The sequence below is a fragment of the Niveispirillum sp. GW835-FHT14G11 genome, assembly GCF_058793615.1.
Map to the genome: position 1 here is coordinate 15,446 of NZ_JBXAFZ010000026.1, position 22,680 is coordinate 38,125.

Genomic DNA, 22,680 nt, shown 5'->3' on the forward strand with positions numbered 1-22,680 from the left:
GCATCGTCCCTTCATTCCTTGGAGGCAGCGGGAATGGTGCCAGCCCAATGCGATGGCTGGACCACGATCCAAACGAAATTCTCTTCGTAGTAGTTGCCGCCTTCATCGAACGGCGCGACATAGACACGCGCTACAACGTCCGGCACGCGGCGGACGTCGGAGCTTTCTGCTGCCGACGATCCCGCTGGCTGGTGTCCCAGCAGGCGGGCAAGGATTCCGTCAAGGCCAGATCCCTTCGGCTTTGGCGCCGTGGCGAGTGGTGCCAATCCGGCCGGTGGCGACGTTGAGCCACGATGCTGGTCTGCCGCTGCGATCGTGACGCACCCGGCCCCTTGCTGGGGCTGGCAACGCCATTCGTCCACCCGAGTGGATGTACCGCATCCCGTCAAGGTCAGCAGGGCAATCAGCAAAACGGCGCCCATCCGCATCATCATCAGTCTCCCAGGCCCAGGAAGGTGCGGAACTTGTCAGGACCAGAAAAGCCGCGCATCACGGCTCCGTCTCCCCTGACAACAACGGGGGTGCCATCCCATCCTTGCCGGCGTGCGAAATCCGCAACCTGGGTCAAGGCCTGTTCGCCCTCCGCACATGCCGTCCCGGCGACGGCCTCGCCGTCGTACATTGCCTTCAGCATGCCTGCGCGGTCCTTGTCGTTGGCGCACATGGTCGCCACCAGGCCAGTGCGCGATGTCGGAATGGTGTTGAAGGGCAGTTCGACCACCTGGACCTGGTCACCGAGGTTCCGAATGGTACGGTCGAGCCGCTGGCAGAAGCCACAATGCGGATCGCCCAGCACATAGAGCTTCAGTTTGGCCTTGGCGCTACCCAGCCGGATGGAGGGAAGCGCCTCCAGCAGCTTGACGTCGATCGTTTCAGGCGCGACATCAGGTGCCTGTTTCGCGGGAGCGCCGACCACGCCGATCGGCTGCCCCGTCTTGAGCTGGTCGACGACAGCTCCCCCCTTTGCCGCGGAGATCACCGGCGCCGTCAGGTCGGTCCCGGCCTTCAGGTCGAAGATTGCACCAACGACCAGGAACTTCACGTCGGGATCCAGATAGACGACATTCTGGCCACTCACCAGCTCATAGAGGCCATCCACCGGCGCGCACCTCAGGGAGCCGATCGGCGTGTTCGGCAGGTTCTTCTTGACTGCCTCCACAGCCTTCTCAAGGCCAGGGCATGACGGGCCCTGGGCTGAGCTCGGTGCGGCGAAAGCTGCGACGGCCAGGAGGCCCATCGGCAGGATCAGACGTGATGCAATTCTCATTTCTTCTGTGCTCCATTGATGGCGTTCAGCACCGTGGGGGGAATGCCAGGGAGATTGGCCGTCACGGCGGTGAGGTCGGGAAGGCTTGCCTCTTCACTGTCACCGGACGGACGGCCGTCCAGATAGAATCCCTCTAGGAAAACCAGTTCCAATTCGGCGCCTGACACGGCGGAGATGACGGGCTGGATCTGCTCCAGACGGTCGATATAGTAGTCGCCGAGGCGATCGCCTGCGGATTGGGCGCCACCGCCCAGCCCACCAAGGCCCGCCTCTTTGAGCTTTTTCCCGGTGGAACGATCATCGCCGGTGCTGATGGAGAAACCGCCGAGTGCAGGGTTCAACGCATTGTTGACCGTCGAGCCCAGGCCGCCGACCAAGCCGGCCATGGCGGCACGGCCCACCAGGTCGCCGGTCCGCTCGGTGACAACGCCGCGAATGCCGGCTGTGCCACGATCAACCAGATAGCCCTTCACCTTGAGCTCGCGCACGGTTCCACCATCGGCCGGGCAGGACATGCGAACGGGCCGCCCATAAACGCGCTCGCTGGGAAGATCTGCCCGCCCTTCCAAGGTGACCAAGCAACCCCGTAGCTCCGTGGTGCGGACCCGGCCCTTGTCAATGACCCCGCGTGCCGGGCCCAGGACGCGCGCAAGCATGGGCTTCGGATCACTCTGATCGGTTACGCCGGCCGTCACGTCCGCACCGGAAATGATCCGAACCGGAGCATATGAGCCCGCTGCCACGTAGAGCTTGGGATTGTGAGCGCGTGATGCTTGGTTTGGTGCCTCCCGCGTCGTCAGCTTGATGTTGACGATGGCAGGCTTTCCGCGTGTGCTTTGATTGCCGCTGCCCCCGGCACCGATATCGCCGGTCAAGCTCTCTGCGGCCCTGCGGCGTTCGCCTGCGTTCCCGAATACATTGGCGCCGGCGGCGAGATCTCCGTACCCGGGTTGACCAGGAATGGTCCGACCGCGGCCGAGGCTCGCCAGGTTGTCGCGGTCTTGCGCCGCGCGTAATCGTGCGATCTCTGCTTCGAGTTTTTCGTTGGCGGCCGCATACTTGTCGATGACCTGCTTGAACTCGCCCTCCAGAGCCCCCATGCGACGCTGCAACTCATCCGAGCTGTTGTCGGGCGGCGCTGCTTTGGTGGCCAGCTGGCTCGCCAGGTCATCCTGCCTCTTTTCCAATTTGCGCAGGTGGTCATCAGCGGCCTTCCACCAGGCTGTATCTGCGCCAGCGGCACGCCCGGCCCCGGCCAACTGAATGGATTGGGGGGCAGTCTGCTGCGGGCTCCTCTTCGACCCGACTTCGGTTACCAGCATGTAGACGAAGAAGAACAATGCGGCAGCGAGACCACCAATTGCCGCAAATACGGCCCATTGCTTGCGGCGAACGACGTTGTTGTCATCAGACATGGCGGCCGACCCAGTAGATGATCCAGGGCTGTTCTGGGACAGGTGTCGGTGTCAGTAGAACGGCGATGGTGCCTGGAATCCCGCGCGCTACGGCACGCTCATCGATGTCACGCCCGGGCGCCGGTTGTACGAGCAACGTGCGACCGACGAATTGCTCACCGACGAATTCAGCCAGGACCAAAGCTTGCAACGATCCGATGGCAACGACGACGTTTGTCGAGCGTCGTTCATAAGCGGGCAGATCCTGATTGGTGGCCATCGCCTTGATGACCGATACGGCATGTCCGGCGGTTCCCTCGGCATCGTCTTCATTACTGGCGATGGCCCGGGTCGGCGCCGCGTCACGCGGTTCGAGTAGGAGTTGCACGGCCGGCACGTCTGCGAGCGTGGCGACGATCTTGAACGTCCTCAAGCTCTCCGTGACGATATAGAAGGAAGTTGCGCTTGATCCGGGCGCGAACTTCACGAACAGCACGCCGTCTTCTGTGGAGGTGATGTCCACACGACCTTCATCGTGAATGACGGTCTTGATGCGGTCATTCACGACACGCACCCTATTCGTGTCCGATTGCGAGAACAGGACCGCGCCCTCGCCATCGGCATCCAGGGTCAGCTTCACGGTGCCCTTGTAGTTGGGCAGCTCCGCCTTCCTGGTGGCTGGTGCGGACTGTTCTGTGGTCGACGCCGGCGCGGCCTGGTTGGCTGGCGCGATCACCGGAGCAGGCGTCGACTTGGTCCCCACAGTGGACAGGGATGCGGCGACGGCGCTCGGATCGGCCGGATCGGTTGGTAACTGGATCGGACGACGTATCTGTTCCTGCTCAGCCTGCGCGACTGGCGCGATGGCCAATGCGGCAACTATCAAAGCGGCTCTTCGCGTAACCCGTACCATTTCGGAACCCCACCGTCGGATTTGAAGGAAATAGTGACCTTGAGCCGCTCGTTGGCGACGCGCTTGTCGCCAACGAACGTCGCGACGGTCGTTATGAGTGTCACCGTCTGTTCCGCCGGCGTGGCGGTGACCGATTCAGGGAAATGGGTGGTGGCCACATCGCGCTCTTTGAGGCGCCCGTCGAGCAACTCTCGTTCGAACTGTTCCTTCAGCGCCCCATACTGGCCAGCATGGGCAACCCGCAGCAGTTCCTCGTTGATCAGCGACGCGTTTGCGGGCGACCGATTATAGAGGCGGTCTGCCACGTAGCGCGCCGCATCGATGAGGTACGATGCCGAAGCGGTGCCATCGGAACCAACCCAGCTCTCCTGAGTGAGCGTAGGCACAAGGACCGTGCGGCTCACGCACACCCGGCCCCACGCACCATTGAGAAGGAGCGCCACAAGGGTCACGCCCAAGCCTGCGACCAATAGATTCCTTTGTCGCGCGAGAACACTCGCGCGACTGTCATTGGGTTTGCCCATGTCAGCCCCAGAAATTCCGCAGATGCGATTTCGGGATGTAAAGATAACTCCGCGTGACCCCCGGCAGATGCCAGTAAAGGAAGTTGCGGAATACGTTCCCGCCTTCGCGCCCCTTAATGGTCTTTAAGATCACGACCCACGCTATAGAAGCGCCGAAAGCACCGAGAAAGCCCATGGGGCCGAAATGGAACTGAAGCACGAAGCCGGCGGCGAGAAGCCCAGCTCCGCCAGCGAACTCCCCGATGGTGAACGGCCCCACACGCCAGGGCTCGTCCAACGCACCGGGGATATAGTATTGCTCCATTTCGTTAGACATCGGCGGTCAGATCAACGCAGTCACCAGCGCGCCGATAATCCCGGTCCCGACGCTGGCGCCGAGGCCGACACCGACGGGCTGCATCAGCGCGGCGGACTCGAAGTTCCAGGACACTTTGGCCAGGTTTCTTATCAGGGAAATGGAAGCAAACAGCGCTCCAGCAGATCCGGAAGCCCAACCGGTCAGCTTCGCATCGGCCGCGTCGAAGGTAGTATCGGCCCCGGCATAAGCCGCCGACGCCAGCAGCAGAGCCGGTAAAGCAATGGCCAAGATGCGTAACGCGGAAACACCACCGTTCTGCTTTGCCTTGCCATCGCATACAATCGTATTCACTTCCTCAATGGTCCCCATATCCTTCTCTCCACTGCTACAGGTGCCCCCGAAGGGTTACCAATGCTGGGATTTCTACAAAACACGTCTGAAGTATGCAAGAGGCGTTTTCTTACAGAATGGCAACTAGAGTGAAGATTACGGCGGATTCAAGTAAGGTATAGCCAAAAGATATGTGATATCTTTGCACGGCATATGCAATGTGAACCGTCCCCGGTTCCTTTTTATACTTGAAAGAACCGCCGGCGGTTCGTACAAGTCATCGCCTCAGTTCGGAATGTTTTTTCTTGCATTTCGGATTTCTATAAATCACAACGCTCCCGGAGAGAGGGATGTGATGCCCAGCAGCATCTTTGAGACGCAGGATAACTTCTACCTACCGAAGGACACCAAACAGCGGTACCGGATGCTGCTAAGGAAGATGACCCTCGCGAGGGGCCGTCTTGTTTCCAAAAAGGCGATGTACACGTTCCTGGTCGAGAAGTTTTTGGAAGACGACGCGCTCCGGTCGGAGTTCGTCGGATGGTTTGAGCGATGGCGGGAAAATGAAGAGCGGTAGCGCCTGGATGGCGATTGCCTATGCGTTCTGGTCAGCATCGCCCGTAATGGGTGCGGACCGGTGCCTGGAGGCTTTGCGGTCTCAGAAACTGGTCGCGCCGCCTTCCATCGTGGCTGCCATCATTGCTGTGGAATCTAGCGGCAATCCAATGGCGCTCAACGTCGAAGGGCGAACCATTGCGGCGCGCAGTTGGCGCGAAGCGGCTGATGTTGTCGAACAAGCCGTCGCTGCCGGCCGTTGCGTAGATATCGGCTGCATGCAGGTCAACACTTGCTATCACTCGCATCGGGTTCAGGAGCCGGTCGATCTGCTCGATCCCGCAACCAATGTTCGAGCTGGTGTTGCCTTTCTGACGGAACTACGGTCCACCAAGGGAAATTGGGTGGCCGCAGCGGGGGCCTACCATAGCTCGACACCTTCGCGAAACGCGATCTATCGGTGTCGGCTGGCAACCGTGATTGATCCCACCTATCGCAATCCCGGCTGCATCCAATTGCTGGCGCGTAACGGAGGCTCTTGGCATGCACCATCGTAGCACAGTGATAGGTGTCGCGCTCGCGCTGGCGGTAAGTCAGGCAGTAGCCGCGACCGCAGCGGAGAGTCCGCCGATAACCAGATGGCAATGCCAGGATTGGACCATCGACCTCCAATCCGCCAATGCTACCATTGGTTATAGCAAGAACTCCGTTAACCTACCTGTAGTGTTGGATGCAAAGCCGGGACTGGTTATGGCGGGGCGCATTGATGATCGCCCTCTCTATTATATCCTAGTTCTGGACCTGGAAAAATCCACCTTTGCCGTGACCGAGGTAAGCACTCATACGGCCCCCAGCACGAAAGTCCACAAATGCAACCGACCAACTGGGGCGGCCCGCCCCTAGTTCTCCGAAGGTGCCGATTTTCTCTTGGCCAAACTTTCCCGATGCCGGATTTCTTTATCTACGGCCAGTCGAATGAAGTCGGCGCGGGATTCGACTTTGGCACAAAGACCATCAATGTGCGTCAAAGTCCCGTCAAGGAACCGCACAAGCTGGGTTTCAGTAAATTTCTTCTTCGGCGCCATCGCGCCTTGTCGCGGAGAGGCCTCCCTTTGTCAAGGCGGTATCCGTCAATATATCGATCCCGACATCGATTACTTTGACTGGACAGATATCTATATTGATATCTATTAGATATTTGTATCGATATCGATATAGATATCTATGTCATTCGCTAAAAGCGTAGAAACACTAGATATTCTGAAACATCGCGCTTATGGTCGATGCGGTGTATCCGGGGGCAACGGTGCTATGGTGGGGTATATCGAGAAACATGTCGGCAGAAGGATAGCCGAGCGCCGCAAGATGCTTGGGCTTGGCCAAGCGATCGTGGCCCAGTGCCTTGGCGTGTCCAGGCAGCAGATCTACAAGTATGAGAGCGGCACCCGGAAGCTGAGTGCAGCCGAACTCGTCAACATCGCCCGCACTCTGAAAGTTTCTGTGGGCTATCTATTCGAAGGCTTGCCGGACAGCATGGCAGACGACCGTCGCCACGCTCTGATCGATGCCGTATCTGCGCTACCTGAAGAACTGATCGATAGTCACCTGGCCCTTGTGCGCGTTACGGCCGCCCGCATTCAGAACGTCGCTTTCGATGGCGCACCTCATGCGGAAGCGGGAAGCGCGGCATGATACGGTTCGCATGTCCCCTGACCAATCACGGCTATCGCGTAGAGATCGCATGGGATCGTGACATGGATACGTCCATCCTGCGAGTTTGGAGACCGCTTGGTAAGATCTGGTGGCTGATTTACGGTCGCGGCTTGGTCAGATACGACGTTAGGAGTGTGTGGGAACTACTTGATATAGCGTCAATATATATCGCCATTCTACCTGCACACCTTTCTGCATTACGGGCCGCGCAGCACCGCACCTTCACTGAGCGCGCTGCTACGTTGGCCATCCCAGCATTTGAGGTGAGCAATGTTCGCTAAATGCCTCATTCCATGGGAACAATCGACAGTCATCGCACGCATCACAGATTCGAGCTTCACAATAGCCGGGGAATCGACGAATGGTAATCGGTTCGAGTCACGGAAAGCACAACATCTAGATAGGCCGATTCTAGGCGTAGTGGCTGCCCAATGCGTGGCAGCGTCTGTGAATCTGGCTCCTTTTCCGCCGGTTTGGAACCGCTTATGGGAAAATATCCCCCAATCTGCAGAAAGTCCTTGCGTGCCGATAGGCGTTGGTATCAACAGGACTATAGGACCTTGGACTATAGGACCTCGCATGGCCGTCACTCCCGATATGAAACGTCTCGCCTATAAGCAGAAGAAGGCCGAAGGAAAGACGTTGGTGCAGGTTATGCTTGGGCCTGACCTGATCAAGCTTCTGGATACGATGAAGGAGACCCAGGGAGGCGTGCGTTCGCGCGGCGCCGCTGTGGAGCATCTGCTTCGAGAGATTGCTTGCGGAACAACCAATGGAGGCGCCAACGCGCAGACCCCATAAACGAAGACACCCCTAACCCAAAGGGTCAGGGGCGGCTCCAAGATACTGATAGGTTACTTCGCACGTCCTTTGTATCTCGGACCCTCCCTGACATCAAGCGAAAAATGCCGGCTTCCGGCCATGGCGGAGCTTTGCCCGCCCCGGCGGCCGCACAGGGATGGCACTCATGGAAGACATTGACACGAATGGCCGTCGGCGCCCCGACGGCTACGCGGAGTTGCTCGCCCAGGCAGCGCAAGCCGTACTGGAGAAGCCCGTCGCAAAATGGCAGGCTCTTAGAGCCGTGCATCTATGCCCGACATTGGACGATGCCCAAGCACGGCTGCTTGGGATCCTGATCGAGCTCGCCGGCGCCGAGACCTGGTCGAATGGCCAGCCCGCTGCGGGCGCCGGTACGGAGCTGCTGTGTGAGCTGTCGGGTTGGTCGCGAAGCAAGGTGATCCGTGTGGCACGATCGCTAGAGGCACAAGGTATGCTATTCCGGCATTTCACGGACGATGGTCATCGCTCGCCGGGCGATGGGTGGGACTTGAGCCCCTTGTGGCTGCACCTGGACGTAATGGTGGCCACGGTGGATGGGATCTTTGAGCGGCGGCGTGCGGCCCGGCGGTGCGGGACCATTGTGCGTGTCGAAGCAAATAAGGCACGGGGGGGTGTCACTGATGACACCCCCAGTAATACAGACTTCCACCAAACTTTAAAAAAAGTAGAACCATGCTCGCCAGCGGTTGAAGCGGCCTTGGCCGAGGATCACCGTCCTAAATCGGCTAGGCCACGTTTCCAACCCCAGACGATCAGGGAAACGCCAACCCACAGCCGTGCTATCGAGCAACTGCGAGCTGTCAGCTGGGCGTTCGACCGTGCTTTGCTCCAGCATGCTTATGATCCCGACGATCCAAGCATGTCGGAGGTGTCAAAGGCCGTCGTGGACATGGCACGTCAGATGGGCGTTCCGTTGGCTGACGTGGGGGCGGCCCAGGATCGACATCCAATCCTGTCGATCGCGGCCATAATCTGCTTGGCCGCCAACCGCTCTCATCCTAGGTATCCAGGGAAATGGAAGGTGGCCAACGGGCCCGGCTGGGCCCGCACAATGCTCGGATCCCCGGCGTCCGCCATTGATGTCTGGACGTCGGTCGCCCAGGATGTGCGTCTGCGACAGCTCAATTGAACGGGCCGGCAGATGCCGGCGCCGACCAGTGTCAGCCGCTGTCACCCGGCATCCAATGCAGCCTGAATCTCAGTCATCAGTTCCGCAAGGATTGTACGCTCCTCGTCAGACAGATGGCCTCGGATGAAGCGCGTCCGGAGAAGATCGGCCGCCCGGCCGACCGTGCGCGTAGACACAACAGACTCCTGGGCCTGCGGTGGGTCAACGCTCAGCTGTGCAGCGTGGCGTTCGAACGGCGATCCCGAAAGGGAGGTAACGACAGCAACACGCATTTCGCTGTCCGTCGTTGGCTCACCCTGCCGGTGAATGGACGTTGGCCTCACAGGACCAGCTGGTGCCTTCGGCCGTGCCGGCGGGGCACGCAGTGCCTTGGCAGCACGTACGCTCAGGTCGCCAGCCTTGGCGCGCGCCCAGGCTTGGTTCTGCTGCTCGCCAAGGCCCATTCGTGAAATCTGGATCAGCAGGTTCGCAGAGATGTCGGGTTGTTCCAGAGCCTCCTGCTGAATGAAATCTGGCAACCTCAGCATGGATAATGTATCGGTGACCCACTGACGGGCGCGCCCAACTGCTCGCGCCGCGACCTCGTGCGTGTAGCCATGCGTTTCCAGCAGTGATTTCAAGGCCCACGCTTCCTCGATTGGGCGCAAATCCTGCCGCTGCATGTTCTCGACGAGCGCGATCTCGGCCGCGTCGCCGGTCGTCAGGAGGACGTGCATGCTGCTAAGACCAGCCATCTTGGCTGCTCGCCAACGACGCTCGCCGGCGATGATCTCATAGTCGCCGGGCGTATCCAGTTTGCGTACCAGCGGCGGCTGCAGGACGCCGACGCGAAGGATGCTGTCTGCGAGCTGTTGGAGTTCTTCCCCGTCGAAGTACCGGCGCGGCTGGTCCGCCCATGGTGTCAGACGGTCTAGCTCCACTTCGAGCAGACGCGGGCGAAGGTCGTCGTCGCGGAAAATGCCCGATGTGACAGCTGCCGACGATTGCCCCCGACCGCTTCCACGAGCTTGCCTGTCCAGTTTCACGGCCATGTTCTTCACTCCACCAACTGGATAATGCGGGCAGCGATGTCGTGATAGACCCCGATTGGGTGATCCCGGGGCACGATGGCCAGCGGGATTGAGCCATTGAAGAAGGATCTCTGCATGTCGGTCACTGCCGGCACGAACTGAAATATCTCCATCTGTCCACCATAGGTGTCCCGCATCTCCTGGAGCAGCGTTTGGTCCACCTGGTGGCGGGGATTGATTCGCGTGGGCAGTAGGCCCAGCACCTTCAGGTTCTTATTCGCCCACTCCTGGGCTTCGGCGATCTCCGGCAGGATCATTTCGACCCCGTCCATATCGAAGACACCGGCACTGCACGGAATTACCACGTGTGTCGCTGCGATGAGCGCGCTTTCGGTCATGATCCCCAGATGTGGTGGACAATCGATAATGATGTAGTCGTAGTCGATCTTGATGGAAGCCAGCGCCATCGCCAATCTACCGCCGGCATTGGCTACGGCACCTCCCCTCTTTTCCGCCCGGCTAAGGCGCGCGCCGGAGGGCAGCACATCCAGCCCCTGTGCGTGCAGGATGAATTGTGCGATATCGGGGCGGCCAGTTTCAAAGAGCGCGTCGGAAATGATCCGGCGGTCTGCGCTCAACTGGCGCTGGTTCAGGCCCATCGCGGCGGTGGCGTTCGCCTGCGAATCAGCGTCGATGAGCAGCACCTTGTATCCCGCCTTCATGATGGCATAAGCGATGTTGACGGCACTGGTGGTTTTGGCCACCCCACCCTTCTGGTTGGCGAACGCGATGACGCGGGCTGGCGCTGCCCTATCCAACCACGACTGGATAGTGTCGGGCACGGCTTCCGCCCCCGTCTCCCAACGTGAGATGTTGGTCTGATTGTAGGCGCGGCCGGTCACTTCGCAGACATGTTTGGCGAGGCGCTTTTGGGTCCATCCGCGCCGTTGGCGGAACCTGGACAGGGCATCGGCATAGTTCACTTTTCACTCTCCAGATCACTATCAACCAGGAATACATTACATCAGATATTATGCTTTTCGTAAACCTTGTTTCTTTTATGTTCTTATTTTTTGGTGGATAAATGCTTTTAAGGAACTGTTTTGGTGGATTCCTTGGCATGTCGTACCATGATATATGTTGGCTCATCACCAAGGAGGCGCCCTTGTCCACCGACCGCACCGCATATGACGTCACCTTTGCGGATGGCCAGATCTTCACCGGTACTGACCGCAAGGACAAGGCGGCCGCCTTCACCACCGCCATGGCGGATCATCATGGACGGTCAGGGGGCGAAGGTGTTGTGTTCTGCCGGTGCCAGGGGCCGGATTGCACTGACACGAAGCTGTATATTTCCCATCGGGAGAACGCAGGCACCTATCATCTGGGTCGGTATCCCAACACGGGTCCCGTTCACGCGACGGACTGCGAGTTCTGGGAGCTGCCCCGGGAAACATCGGGCCTGGACGGATACGACATCAGCGTCGTCCAGACCCTCAATGATGGCACGATGAAGGTCAAGCTCCGGCGTCCGTTGCGCCAAAACCTGCAACCCAACGAAGCGCCAGCGACCCCACCCGCATCCGGGCAGGCGGCCACGGGCCGCCGATCACAGACGGCAATGACAACACGAGGTGTGTTGGATCTGCTGTGGCAAACCGCCGATCTCATCCACTGGCGACCGGGTATGGCTGGAAAGCGGCAGAGCGGAATCGTCCACTATCACCTTGTCAGAGCTGCCCGGCTTATCCGAGCGTCCCGCGACCTGATCGACGATGTGGCGGTGTTTGGCTTCAAGGACATGCCGGTCCGGGATTATGCCGACATGTCCCGGCGGAATGCTCGTGTTCTCGACGCGCGACACACCCAGTCGACACCCAAAGAACGGCGGCTCATCCTGGTCATCGGTTCCATCCAAGGCATCAAGGAAACGGTGACGGGCTATCGTATTCAGGTCGACGGTTTCGGAAGTCAGCGCATCAGCTTGGAGGTTAGTCTCAAGCTGCTGGACGGTATGAGCCGCATGTTCCCCGTCTTCGCTCGGCTGCGGGCCGGCACCCTGTTCCCCGGCGAGCGCGCGATCGGCCTGTTCCACGCGCGCATAGAGGAGCGGGCGAAGGACAAAGAGGGCTGGACCAGGCTAGAAGCCGACGCCGGTGCCTTCATGGCAATCACCGATAGCTGGATACCGGTCGAGAGCTCCTACGAGCTGACCTTCGCGCAGTTCCTAGTGGAGCAGCAGCGGTCATTCGTGAAGCCGCTACGGTATGACGCCACCAGTGATGTCCTGTTCCCGGACTTTTTGCTTACCGACTGCGGGCCACCCCTGACGCCTGTAGAAGTCTGGGGCCGCGATGATGCGGACTATGAGGCCCGGCGCCTGGTCAAAATCGAACAGTACAAGGGGGTCTATCCCGACGCGCCGCTCTATGAGTGGGACGCTACCAAGGATGAAACACCCCCTGCCCTACCACCCAAGCGTTCCCGACGGATGCGGTCGTGATGCGTCACCGGTCCGAGGACGGCGCCGGCGAGAAAGGACTTCTGATCACCGAACCCCAGACGGGCCATGGGCACCAATCCCCGCGCTCCGATCCAGGGCGCTAGCGGCTTGCGATAGTTGAATCCGGCGAGGATAACGACAGGCGCGTCAGTCGGATAGTCGATGGCCTGGAGTTGCTGCAGCACGCGGTTCCCCCACGCGCGCTGATCCGAAACCCGCATCTTATTCAGTGTCAGCTCATAAGGGGCGATGGCTTGGTCCGGGTGGACCAGCCCATACTTGGCCGAAAGGATGCACCAGTGGTCTGTCCGCTGTTCCACATAGCGGCGTGCCTTAATGAACCAGTCGGAACAATAGAGATCCCGGGCTGCCATCGGTTCAGGTCGCTTCACCTTCACACAGGCGACCAGGTGCAGGATGGATCGGTTCATCATTCGCAGGCGCTCCGGCGCCGGCGCTGGTCCAGCTGCCGCTCAACTGCTTCCCGGGCCTTCCACGCCGCCTGTCGCCGGTAAACGGCTTCCCGATACGCCTCGACGCTTTGGCGCTGGTCCGCCAGCGCCCTTTTATGCGCGGTAAACAGCTCGTCGATATGGAAGCGCCGGCGTGCCAGCATGTGCGCATCCATCTGGCCATCAGCGACCGCAAGGTCGATGGCGTCTGTGATGGCCGACAGCACTGCCGCGATCTTCTCTGCGATCTGATTTACCGATCCCCACGCTCCATCGGTGGCATCTTGGGCCAGTTCGACATCAGCTTCGGCGGCACGGCACTCCTGCTCTGCCGCCCACCATTTTGCGTCGTCCTGTTGCCGCTGTCGCTCGCGACGCATTGCTCGCCGTTCGGCGGGGGTTAAGGCGGTCTGCCCAGGTGGCAAGCGTCGGCGATCATTGGTGTTGGCCGGCATGGGTAGATACCGTGACACGGTTTCGCGTCACGGTGTATTCGCACAACTAGCGTGACAGTCAACGGCGTCGCGGTAGTTTCGAATGTGAAGTTGGGCGCGCCACGCGGCGCGTGGCCGGGCTCTATTTCGCGGCCACGGCCGCTTCACGGAACCCCGCACGCGGGTTTCCGCCCATGCGGGTGACGATCCCTCGCACGACCTTTGTAGAACGTTCTACAAGTATAGCCAGCGGCCGGCATCCTTGAGTGCAGACGGGGCTGGCTTGTAGCGCATTTGCGTGCCGCCAACGGTAGGCGTTGTAGAACGTTCTACAATCCGGCGCCGTTGTGCGGCGGCGGCGTCAGAGTGGGAGGGCAGCAGGGAGTGGGTGAACCTGGCGCGGGGCGAGAGAGCAACGCGCGGTTAGCCTGAGAAGGATTTTCGCTATGAATGCCATGCACCCCCCCGGCAGCTTCAAGATCGACCCGACGCGCGGCACGATGAGCACGGCCGTCTCCAGCCAGTGGTGGAGCCGTCCTGAGGACCAGCGCTTCCTGGACCTGAACAGTCTCTACGATGCGGTCGATCGGCGCCGGCGGATCGCCGATGTCCGTTCGGTGCATGCGGACAAAATCCGGTTGGAGACCAGCCGCACCGACCCGGACAAGATTTCGCTCTATCTGCCGCAAGAGCAGAACCCCGTCGAACCGACGAACTGGTCCTTCGGGCAGTTGTGCAGCCTCGTGCAGGCCCCGGCGGGCTATCTGCGGGAGCTACCGGCGACGCTGGCGGCAATCAATCTGCAGCACGGTCTGGTGTCCGATCGTCGCGAACTGATCAAGACCATGACGTTCGACGATGGCAGGCCCGAGCTTCGCTGTGCGACGTCGGAGACTTATGGCCGGGTCTGGGATGCCGAGCTGGTGGAGGCCATCCAGCGGATCGCCGGCAATGGTGTCGGGGATACGCGCTGGAAAGTGCCGGGCCAGATCGACTGGAGCAGCATGCGCTATAACCCGCACGTCGATATCACCAAGGATACGACGACGCTGTATGCCAGTGACCGCGACGTCTTCGTGTTCCTCGTGGATGATCAGAACCCGATCGAAGCCGGTCGCCTGCCGAACGGCGATCCGGACTATTACTTCCGGGGTTTCTATGCCTGGAACAGCGAAGTGGGGTCCCGTGCGCTGGGGATTGCCACCTTCTATCTGCGCGGGGTCTGTCAGAACCGGTGCATCTGGGGAATGGAGCAGTTCGAGCAGCTTCGGATCCGCCACACGAAATTCGCTGGGAGCCGCTTCAGCGCCCAGGCGGCCCCGGCGCTGGAGCACTTCGCCAACAGCAGCCCGCAGGGCTTCGTTCGCGGGATCAAGGCGGCCCGCGAGGCAGTGGTGGCGCGCACCGATGATGAGCGCCGTGATTTTCTGATCGGGCGGGGCTTCGGCGCCAGGGAGACCAGGGAAATCATTGAGACTGTGGTGCGAGAGGAGGGCCGGCCCCCTGAAAGCATCCTGGATTTTGTCCAGGGCATTACGGCACGAGCACGTTCGGTCCCTCAGCAGGACTCGCGTCTGGACCAGGAGAAGCGGGCGCAGGTGCTCATGGCCCGCGCCCTTTGAACCCGCTGCGACAGGAGGCGACGACGATGCGAAGCGTTCAAGAACTTTTCCCGACACATGACCACCTGACCACAGCCAAGGACGTCTTCTCGGCTGTTTTCCAGGGGGTGGATCAGCCGCAGGACTATACCGGCGGCATTCTGCCGGTTGTGTGTGCTGCCGCCCTGGCACTGCGACACCGCGTGGCCACCAGCACTGAGGGCTGGCAGACTTGGGAGCGGGAGGGCTTCCGGGACTATCGGCCGGTCGAGACCGCCGACTGGCTGGCGGACTGGTACGCCAATTCGGTCGGGGGAAGCGTCCTCGCTGACTATCGGGCGGGGCGTGTCAGCAGGATCCGGGCTACCGGTTGATCAATCCTTCCACACCGTTTCCTTGGCCGCAGGACCAGCGCGTTCTGCGGCCTTTTTTCTTGGACGCCTGCCGGAGCGCTGCTGGACCGTTTAGAGGCAGAGGACGGCCAGGGCCGGGTGAAGGGCAGAAGCTGGGAGAGAGGCTCCCGGTGCCCCGAACCAGGAGAATGAGCCATGACCCGCCGTCGGAACGCCAAGGCAGAAGCCCCCCGCAGCAACGTCATCACCCTGCCCCAAGCCGCGAACGTTCCCCTCGACAGCCTGGTGCTGAGCCAGCGCAATGTCCGGAACATTCAGAACGGCGTCAGCATCGAGCAGCTGGCCATCGACATCAAGCACCGCGGGTTGCTCCAGGCACTCAATGTCCGCGTGGTGACGAACGCCGATGGGTCGGCGAGCGGCGTCTATGAAGTCCCTGCCGGCGGCCGCAGGTATCGCGCGCTGCACCTCTTGCTGGCCGCCGGGGATCTGGACGCCAAGTCGCTGATCCCGGTGGTGATCAAGACCGGCGGCAGCGCGGCCGACGACAGCCTGGCGGAGAACGCCATGCGCGTGCCTCTGCATCCGTTGGACCAGTTTCGGGCCTTCAAGACCTTGCGCGAAGAAGGGCAACCGATCGACCACATCGCCGCCACCCACTTCACCACGGTGGAAATCGTCAAGCAGCGCCTGCGCCTTGCCGGGGTCGCACCGGAGATCCTGGACATCTACCAGTCGGGTGGGCTCCAGCTGGAGCAGGTCATGGCCTTCACCGTTGCGGATGACCAGGACCGCCAGCTTCAGGTGTGGGAGGCCATCAAGAACCTCGGCAGCTTCGACCGTCGGCCGCATGATATCCGCCGGCGTTTGACCGAGACTTCCGTGGTCGCTTCCGATAAGCGGGTCCGCTTCGTCACGATGGAAGCCTATGAGGCTGCCGGTGGGCGGGTGGACCGTGATTTATTCTCCACGGACGACACGGCCTGGTGCGTTGATGTGATGTTGCTGGAACGCCTCGTCCAGGACAAGCTCGCCTCCGTCACCCAGGAGCTGCTGGAAGCGGGGTGGAAGTGGGTCGACGCGGCAAGCGACCTTCCGTTCGATGTCACCTATGGTCTGCGCCAGCTCACCGCGAACGGGTTGGACGAGGAAGAGCGGGAGCGGCTGGCCACCCTCCATGCCGAGCGCGATGAGATTATGGCGGCCGTGGCGGAGGACGAAGATCTGTCCGACGAAGGAGACGCGGCGCTGGCTGAGTTGGAGGAGGAGATCGACGCGCTGGAACAGAAAGGCGGCACCTATTCTCCGGAGGACATGGCCATCGCTGGCTGCCTCGTGTCGATGACGCGCGAAGGCGTGCTCGTCATCCGCCAAGGCTATGTGCGGCCCCAGGACGAGATCCAGGTGGAACAGCCCGAGGCGGCGATCGAGGATATGGTCACCGACACGGGAGAGGATTGTAGAACGTTCGACAATGCGGCGGCCGTGCCGACCGGGGACACCGAGGAGATGGAGAATGTCGAGCGACCGCTGTCCAGCACGCTGATCGCCGAACTTGGCGCCACGCGAACCATCGGCATGCGCAATGCCTTCGCGCAGAATCCCGAGGTCGCTTTCAACGTGATGCTGGCCCAGCTCGTCATCCGGCACTATGTGCGCCGTAGCACGGACATGCTCGACGTCCGCGTTGGTGATGGGTATCTCCCCGTCACCGCCCCGGGCATGCAGGATCTCGACAGCGCCTTGGCGATCGAGGAGCGCGACCAGCATTGGCGTAGCCAGGTCTCGAATGACGATGTTCTGGGCTGTGTGGAAAGCTTGGATATGGATGCGAAACTGGCGCTGCTGGCTCACCTCTTGAGCTATGGGCTCACCGTGCCGGCCCGACGGGACGCCCTTGCGCCGGCGGATCCGATCGGCGAGCGGGTGGCCTTCGACATGGCCAGCGAGTGGCGCGCGACGAAGGCGAACTATCTGGAGCGGGTGACGAAGGGACACATCGTCCGTGCAGTCAGCGAGGCGTGTGGTGCCGACATGGCCGCGCGCATCGAGCATATGAAGAAGGGGCCGATGGCGGCGGAGGCGGAGCGCCTGCTTGCGCACACCGGCTGGGTTCCCCTGGCCCTGCGCCTCGGGCCGGACGCGGTTGAGACCGAGACGGCGTCAGAGGACGAGGAGGACACGTTGCCCGCGTTCCTGTCCGGTGATGCCGATAGCGCCGATGACGCGGAGGCGGCTCCCGTCGAGGGTCTGCCCCCTGCGATCGCCGCTGAATGAGTGGCTGGCCCGGCCGCGCGAAAGCAGGTCGGGCCCCGTTCCCTTTGAAGAACTGTCCAGACAGGAGGCCATCATGGGCGCTTCCATCATCTTCGAAATGCAGGCCATCCAATTCCCGGAAGGCATTCCCCACGTCTCCGCGTGGGCAGGTACTACGACACAGTATCTGCTGCTGGCGCAGATCGGTTGCAGCAATGTCTTCGACGCCAGCAATCGGCGGGCGCGGCGCTGGCAAGCTGTTGCGTTCGGGGCGCGCTATGAGGTCATCGCCGAGATGACCAAGATTGCGGCCGACGCGGCCGGCGGCATGCTACGCCTCGGGGGCATGCGACAGACGACGCCGGAGGCCATCATCCGCCAGACGCGCACGCGACTGACCACGGCGATCTTCCCCGAAGAGGCCCGTCAGCGCAGCATGTCTGTGTCAGGGACGGTCACGCTCCCCGACGGCTTCCAACCAAGCGCCCACCAGCGTGAGGATTTCGCGACCCTCACTGCCAGGGACAGCGGCCCGATCGAGGATCGCCCAGTGGCGCACAGGCGCTGGACCTTCGATCTTCTGGACCGTGACGAACTGGGCCGCTGGTTATGCTGCCGATCCTTGGAACAAGAGAGCTATGCGGGAGGCGTCCGGGCACCCGACGTCTGGCGGCAGATCGACCTGCAGCCAGGGCCAACCTTGGCGGCGTGACGCTGCGGTGGCGGCAGAGTGGGAGGACGGCAGGGAGGGGGTGAGCCGGTACCGCTGGAGCGTGCCGGCACTCCATTCCGAGGACGCCAACATGATCACCACTCCCCTGCCCGCTTCACCGCTGCTGAAAGCGGCACGCCGGATCCTGGCCACCCTGAATGTCGGCGGCCGCGTCGATGCCGTCATTCTGCGGGCAGCCATGGAAGAGGCCTATAGCGGATCGGACGCCCAGGGCCTGTGGGACTGGAAGTCGGCCTATGATGCCTGTGAAGCCGCCCTTGTCCTGTTCCTGGACAAGCACGGGCCGGGAATGCTCCGTCGGGCCGGGGAGCCGGTGGCCATGTTGCCCATGTTGGAGCGGCTGGCCAAGCTGCTGCCAACCCAGACCCGCAGGTCGGAGGAGAGCCAGCTCCGCCAGCAGTTCTCCACTCCCCTGCCCCTGTCCCTAGCTTGCGCGGCCGCAGGCGATCTGCGGTCGTCGGACGTCGTCTTGGAGCCGTCGGCCGGCACCGGGCTGCTCGCCATCCATGCCCGCATCGCCGGCGCCCGCCTGATACTGAACGAGCTCGCCGAGGGGCGCAGGCGTCTGCTCCAGGGGCTGTTTCCCACTGCGGAAGTCTTCGGGCACGATGCCGGCCAAATCGACGACTTGCTGCCGCAGGACCTGCGGCCGAGCGTCATTCTGATGAACCCGCCGTTCAGTGTGACGGCGGGCGGCCGCCATGCCAGTGACGTCGGCCTGGTGCATATCCTCGCGGCCCTGCACCGGCTGCTTCCCGGCGGCCGCCTGGTTGCACTGACCGGTATCAACCAGTGTCCCACGAACCCGGCCTTTGCAGACATCTTCTCGCGGATCCGCGACATTGGCAGCATCACGTTCTCTGCCCCCCTGCCCGCTTCCGCCTTTGAGGCCCATGGGACCAATGTGGATACCAGGCTGACCGTGATCGACCGCGTGACATCCGGGTCGGCCCAGGAGTGCATGATCGACCAGGTGCAGGACCTGCGGCAACTGTTCGCGGTCATGGCCCAGACCCTGCCAGCCAGGGCGGAGCTGTCGATGCCGAGCGGCAACGGTGCGCCATCGGCACGCGCTACGGCTATCCCGCAGCGCTGTCAGGTCCAGCGTCGGGCGGTGCGACCGACGCCGGCGCCGGCTGGCGTGGAGCTAGTCTATGTCCCGGCCGACGAACAGGCGACCAGTACCGAACGGGAGGGCGATGTCTATCAGCCGTACGTCATCCAGTCGATCCGGATCCCCGGCGCCCATCAGCATCCCGACAAGCTGGTCCAGTCCGCCGCCATGGCGGCCGTGGCGCCGCCGGTGCCCACTTATCGACCCCATCTCCTGCCCCATGTCGTCGGCGGCGGGAAGCTGTCGGGGCCCCAGCTCGAAACCGTGATCTATGCTGGCGAAGCGCACGGTCAGCTCCTGGGGGGCTGGTGGAAGGCCGACGAGACGTTCGACAACGTGCATCTGGTACCGGAGGGAACTGAAGGAGCGGTGCAGTATCGCCGCGGCTATTTCATCGGCGACGGCACGGGTGCGGGTAAGGGGCGCCAGGTCAGCGGCATCCTGCAGGACAATTGGCTGAAGGGCCGGCGTCGGCACCTCTGGCTGTCCCTGTCGGATAAGCTACTGGTGGACGCGCAGCGCGATTGGACTGCCTTGGGCATGGAAAAGCTCCTCGTCACGCCCCTGGCCAATTTTGCGCCCGGAACTGCGATCACTCTCGCGGAGGGCATTCTCTTCGTTCCATACGCCACCCTGCGCGCCGGTGCCGGCATCTCCGGCCGGTCTCGACTGCAACAGATCCTGGACTGGGTTGGGCCGGACTTCGACGGTGTGGTCGCCGTCGATGAAGCCCACGCGCTGCAGAACGCCGTCACGGTCGACAACGACGATGAGCGCGCCAACGAGCCATCCCAGCAGGGGCGCGTCGGCTTGCAGCTACAGCATGCCTTGCCCAGCGCTCGGGTGGTCTATGTATCCGCCACCAGCAGCACGTCCGTCGCCAAGTTCGCCTACACGCAGCGCCTGGGCCTTTGGGGTGGCGAGGATGCGCCCTTCCCCACGCGTTCGGCCTTTATTTCAGCGATCGAGGACGGCGGTGTCGCGGCGATGGAGGTGCTGGCACGCGATCTCAAGGCTTTGGGGCTGTACTGTGCCCGGAGCCTAAGCTTCGAGGGTGTCGAGGTGGAGCCGATGGTTCATGACCTGACACCCGAGCAGATCCGCATCTACGATGCCTATGCCGACGCGTTCGTGGTTATCCATCAGAACCTGGAGGCGGCTCTCATGTCGGCCGGTGTTGTTGATCGGGACGGCACGACGCGCAACCGTGCCGCACTTGCGGCTGCGCGCAGCGCTTTTGAGAGCACAAAGATGCGGTTCTTTGCAGCTCTGATTGGTGGCATGTCAGTGCCAACGCTGATCAGGGCGATGGAGGACGACTTCGCCAATGGGCGTGCGCCTGTCATTCAGCTTGTCAGCACGGGCGAGGCATTGATGGAGCGACGGCTTGCGGAGATCTCGCCAGAAGATTGGCATGATCTCCAGGTTGACGTGACGCCCCGCGAGTACGTCCTGTCCTATCTGACCGCTGCCTTTCCCACGCAGCTCCACCGAGAGGTCCAGACTGCCGCCGGCGCCATGGTCTCGGTGCCTGTTACCCAGGACGGCAAGATCGTCCATTGTCGGGAGGCACTGCGTCAGCGCCAGAAGCTGGTGGAGCAGATCGCCGCCCTGCCCCCGGTCATTGGTGCCCTGGACCAGATCATCCAGTATTTCGGGACCGATGTAGTGGCTGAGGTTACCGGTCGTCAGCGCCGCATCGTGCGGGATGGCCACAAGCTGCGGGTCGAGAGCCGGTCTGGCATGGCCAATCTGGAGGAGGCCGATGCCTTCATGGGACGGCGCAAGCGGGCGCTGATGTTCAGCGAAGCCGGCGGCACCGGCCGTTCATACCATGCGGACCTTGCCTGCGCGAACCAGGACCAGCGGGTGCATTATCCGTTTGAGCCGGGCTGGCGGGCCGACGTGGCCGTCCAGGGCCTGGGCCGCACTCACCGAACGAACCAGGCCATGCCGCCGATCGTCAGGCCCTTGGCGACCAATGTGGCGGCGCAAAAGAGGTTCCTGAGCACGATCGCCCGGCGTCTGAATGCCCTGGGCGCTCTTACCAAGGGGCAACGCCAGACTGGTGGCCAGGGGCTGTTCCGACCCGAAGATGACCTGGAAACACACTATGGCCGTGATGCCCTGCGGCAACTCTACCGCCAGCTTGTCGATGGCCAGGTCGCCGGAGTCAGCATTAGGGCGTTCGAGGAGATGACCGGGCTGAAACTGACGACCAAGACCGGCATGAAGGAGGAGCTTCCGCCGATCACGACGTTCCTGAACAGGCTTCTGGCCCTGCCCATCGCCATGCAGAACCATATCTTCGCCGTCTTTCAGGCGGGGATCGAGGCGCGCATAGAGGCGGCAATCGCTGCGGGGACCTATGATGCCGGCGTCGAGGTGCTGCGGGCTGATAGCTTCGTCGTTCAGCGCCGGGAGACAATTGCGGTGCATGCGGCCACAGGTGCCTGCACCGAGTTGGTGCAGGTCCTCGAGCGACGGAGCGCAGAGATCGTGGGTGTTGACCGGGTGGTTCGCCGCATCATGCAGGGTGAGGGGCGCCCCATGATCAATGACCGCACCGGCCGGGCTGCTCTGGTGGTCGATGCGCCGACGCTCATGGCCAAGGACGGGAGCTTTCCGCCCCGGCTCCGCTTTATCCGGCCGGCAGAGACCGAGCACATGGCCGCTGCCCAGCTCGCGGAGACCTATTGGCGCGAGGTGGAGGTGGCCGAATTCCGGGCCGCGTGGGTCGCGGAATGCGCTGAGCTTCCGCTGTATGTCGAGCAGTGCCGGTTCATGGTGGTCGGCCTCCTCCTGCCGATATGGCGCGAGCTGCCCGCATTCAGTTCTGCCGTCTACCGCCTCACCACTGACGATGGCGAGCGCCTGCTTGGCCGCCAGGTGCCGCCCGGTTGGCGCAGCTTCAGCGACAGCCCGGTAACGCCCGTCGACCCGGCCAGCTATTGGGAGGACATCCGAGCTGGTCGCCTCGCGGTCGAACTGGCCCAGGGCCTGCTGGTGCGGCGCGTGAAGGTGATGCACGAGGGCCGCGTCGAGATCTCGGGCTGGTCCGATACCGACCGCGAGTGGCTGAAGGCCGCCGGCTGCATGTCGGAGATCATCTCTCACCGGCTGCGCTTCTTCATCCCGGTCGACAAGCCGGAGGTACTGTCGGCAATCGTGCGCCGGCATCCCGTGGCACGGGTCATCGACGAGAAAGCAGCGGCGTAGTGGGGCAGGGCAGGGGAGCGGTCTCATCCGGAGGCCGCT

Annotated in this window: 22 protein-coding genes; 11 read left to right on the top strand and 11 right to left on the bottom strand. The window is 62.2% G+C overall.

Annotated features, from left to right (window positions below; translation table 11 throughout):
- Positions 1-11: 11 nt before the first annotated feature.
- From AC1Q7F_RS29920 to AC1Q7F_RS29950, 7 genes are read right to left on the bottom strand one after another with little or no spacing between them, the layout of a single operon-like run.
- Entirely contained in the window at positions 12-434 is a 423-nt protein-coding gene (locus AC1Q7F_RS29920; RefSeq protein WP_492512220.1) for a hypothetical protein, read from the bottom strand.
- Positions 434-1,267 (bottom strand): DsbC family protein, encoded by an 834-nt coding sequence (locus AC1Q7F_RS29925; protein WP_492512221.1) that lies wholly within the window; start codon positions 1,265-1,267, stop codon positions 434-436. The genes AC1Q7F_RS29920 and AC1Q7F_RS29925 overlap by 1 nt, the downstream gene beginning before the upstream one ends.
- Entirely contained in the window at positions 1,264-2,682 is a 1,419-nt protein-coding gene (locus AC1Q7F_RS29930; protein ID WP_492512222.1) for a TraB/TrbI/VirB10 family type IV secretion system protein, read from the bottom strand. The genes AC1Q7F_RS29925 and AC1Q7F_RS29930 overlap by 4 nt, the downstream gene beginning before the upstream one ends.
- Positions 2,675-3,532, bottom strand: a complete 858-nt coding sequence (locus AC1Q7F_RS29935) for a TraK domain-containing protein (RefSeq protein WP_492512223.1) — start codon at positions 3,530-3,532, stop codon at positions 2,675-2,677. Before AC1Q7F_RS29935 ends, AC1Q7F_RS29930 begins: the two co-directional genes overlap by 8 nt.
- A gap of 11 nt (positions 3,533-3,543) precedes the next feature.
- Positions 3,544-4,098, bottom strand: coding sequence for a TraE/TraK family type IV conjugative transfer system protein (locus AC1Q7F_RS29940; protein ID WP_054170000.1), 555 nt, complete (start codon positions 4,096-4,098; stop codon positions 3,544-3,546).
- 1 nt (position 4,099) lies between these two features.
- On the bottom strand, positions 4,100-4,414 hold the full coding sequence (traL, locus tag AC1Q7F_RS29945; protein WP_298333562.1) for a type IV conjugative transfer system protein TraL: 315 nt from the start codon (positions 4,412-4,414) through the stop codon (positions 4,100-4,102).
- Between the two features lie 6 nt (positions 4,415-4,420).
- Positions 4,421-4,765: a hypothetical protein gene (locus AC1Q7F_RS29950; protein ID WP_492512224.1), complete on the bottom strand. Its 345-nt coding sequence runs from the start codon at positions 4,763-4,765 to the stop codon at positions 4,421-4,423.
- 316 nt (positions 4,766-5,081) lie between these two features.
- On the opposite strand from AC1Q7F_RS29950, the gene AC1Q7F_RS29955 reads away from it, so the two are divergent.
- From AC1Q7F_RS29955 to AC1Q7F_RS29975, 5 genes are all read left to right on the top strand, one after another.
- Entirely contained in the window at positions 5,082-5,303 is a 222-nt protein-coding gene (locus AC1Q7F_RS29955) for a hypothetical protein (protein ID WP_298333565.1), read from the top strand.
- Positions 5,290-5,838, top strand: coding sequence for a transglycosylase SLT domain-containing protein (locus tag AC1Q7F_RS29960; RefSeq protein WP_492512225.1), 549 nt, complete (start codon positions 5,290-5,292; stop codon positions 5,836-5,838). Before AC1Q7F_RS29955 ends, AC1Q7F_RS29960 begins: the two co-directional genes overlap by 14 nt.
- Positions 5,839-6,592: 754 nt before the next feature.
- On the top strand, positions 6,593-6,973 hold the full coding sequence (locus AC1Q7F_RS29965; RefSeq protein ID WP_492512226.1) for a helix-turn-helix domain-containing protein: 381 nt from the start codon (positions 6,593-6,595) through the stop codon (positions 6,971-6,973).
- Positions 6,974-7,573: 600 nt separating this feature from the next.
- Positions 7,574-7,795, top strand: coding sequence for a hypothetical protein (locus AC1Q7F_RS29970; protein WP_492512227.1), 222 nt, complete (start codon positions 7,574-7,576; stop codon positions 7,793-7,795).
- A 166-nt stretch (positions 7,796-7,961) separates the two neighbouring features.
- Positions 7,962-8,966 carry a hypothetical protein gene (locus AC1Q7F_RS29975; RefSeq protein ID WP_492512228.1) on the top strand — a complete coding sequence of 335 codons (1,005 nt, stop codon included), beginning with the start codon at positions 7,962-7,964 and terminating at the stop codon, positions 8,964-8,966.
- Between the two features lie 41 nt (positions 8,967-9,007).
- On the opposite strand, the gene AC1Q7F_RS29980 is transcribed toward AC1Q7F_RS29975, so the two are convergent.
- Entirely contained in the window at positions 9,008-9,997 is a 990-nt protein-coding gene (locus tag AC1Q7F_RS29980; protein WP_492512229.1) for a ParB/RepB/Spo0J family partition protein, read from the bottom strand.
- 5 nt (positions 9,998-10,002) lie between these two features.
- The gene (locus tag AC1Q7F_RS29985; RefSeq protein WP_492512230.1) at positions 10,003-10,959 is read right to left on the bottom strand and encodes an AAA family ATPase; all 957 of its coding nucleotides are present in this window, start codon (positions 10,957-10,959) and stop codon (positions 10,003-10,005) included.
- A gap of 182 nt (positions 10,960-11,141) precedes the next feature.
- Here AC1Q7F_RS29985 and AC1Q7F_RS29990 point away from each other — a divergent pair, with 182 nt between their 5' ends.
- Positions 11,142-12,479 carry a DUF1173 family protein gene (locus AC1Q7F_RS29990; RefSeq protein ID WP_492512231.1) on the top strand — a complete coding sequence of 446 codons (1,338 nt, stop codon included), beginning with the start codon at positions 11,142-11,144 and terminating at the stop codon, positions 12,477-12,479.
- Here AC1Q7F_RS29990 and AC1Q7F_RS29995 read toward each other — a convergent pair.
- Complete coding sequence (locus AC1Q7F_RS29995) at positions 12,404-12,913, bottom strand: DUF6884 domain-containing protein (RefSeq protein WP_492512232.1); 510 nt, start codon at positions 12,911-12,913, stop codon at positions 12,404-12,406. The two genes, AC1Q7F_RS29990 and AC1Q7F_RS29995, sit on opposite strands and share 76 nt — an antisense overlap.
- Complete coding sequence (locus AC1Q7F_RS30000) at positions 12,910-13,386, bottom strand: hypothetical protein (RefSeq protein ID WP_492512233.1); 477 nt, start codon at positions 13,384-13,386, stop codon at positions 12,910-12,912. Before AC1Q7F_RS30000 ends, AC1Q7F_RS29995 begins: the two co-directional genes overlap by 4 nt.
- Before the next feature lie 425 nt (positions 13,387-13,811).
- Between AC1Q7F_RS30000 and AC1Q7F_RS30005 the strand changes: the two genes are divergently transcribed.
- The 5 genes from AC1Q7F_RS30005 (at position 13,812) to AC1Q7F_RS30025 (ending at position 22,641) form a co-directional block, all read left to right on the top strand.
- Entirely contained in the window at positions 13,812-14,987 is a 1,176-nt protein-coding gene (locus AC1Q7F_RS30005) for a DUF932 domain-containing protein (RefSeq protein WP_492512234.1), read from the top strand.
- Between the two features lie 26 nt (positions 14,988-15,013).
- On the top strand, positions 15,014-15,340 hold the full coding sequence (locus tag AC1Q7F_RS30010) for a hypothetical protein (protein ID WP_492512235.1): 327 nt from the start codon (positions 15,014-15,016) through the stop codon (positions 15,338-15,340).
- A gap of 174 nt (positions 15,341-15,514) precedes the next feature.
- Entirely contained in the window at positions 15,515-17,596 is a 2,082-nt protein-coding gene (locus AC1Q7F_RS30015; protein ID WP_492512236.1) for a ParB/RepB/Spo0J family partition protein, read from the top strand.
- Between the two features lie 73 nt (positions 17,597-17,669).
- Positions 17,670-18,287 (top strand): hypothetical protein, encoded by a 618-nt coding sequence (locus tag AC1Q7F_RS30020; protein WP_492512237.1) that lies wholly within the window; start codon positions 17,670-17,672, stop codon positions 18,285-18,287.
- A 91-nt stretch (positions 18,288-18,378) separates the two neighbouring features.
- Positions 18,379-22,641, top strand: coding sequence for a strawberry notch-like NTP hydrolase domain-containing protein (locus tag AC1Q7F_RS30025; protein ID WP_492512238.1), 4,263 nt, complete (start codon positions 18,379-18,381; stop codon positions 22,639-22,641).
- Positions 22,642-22,680: the final 39 nt, after the last annotated feature.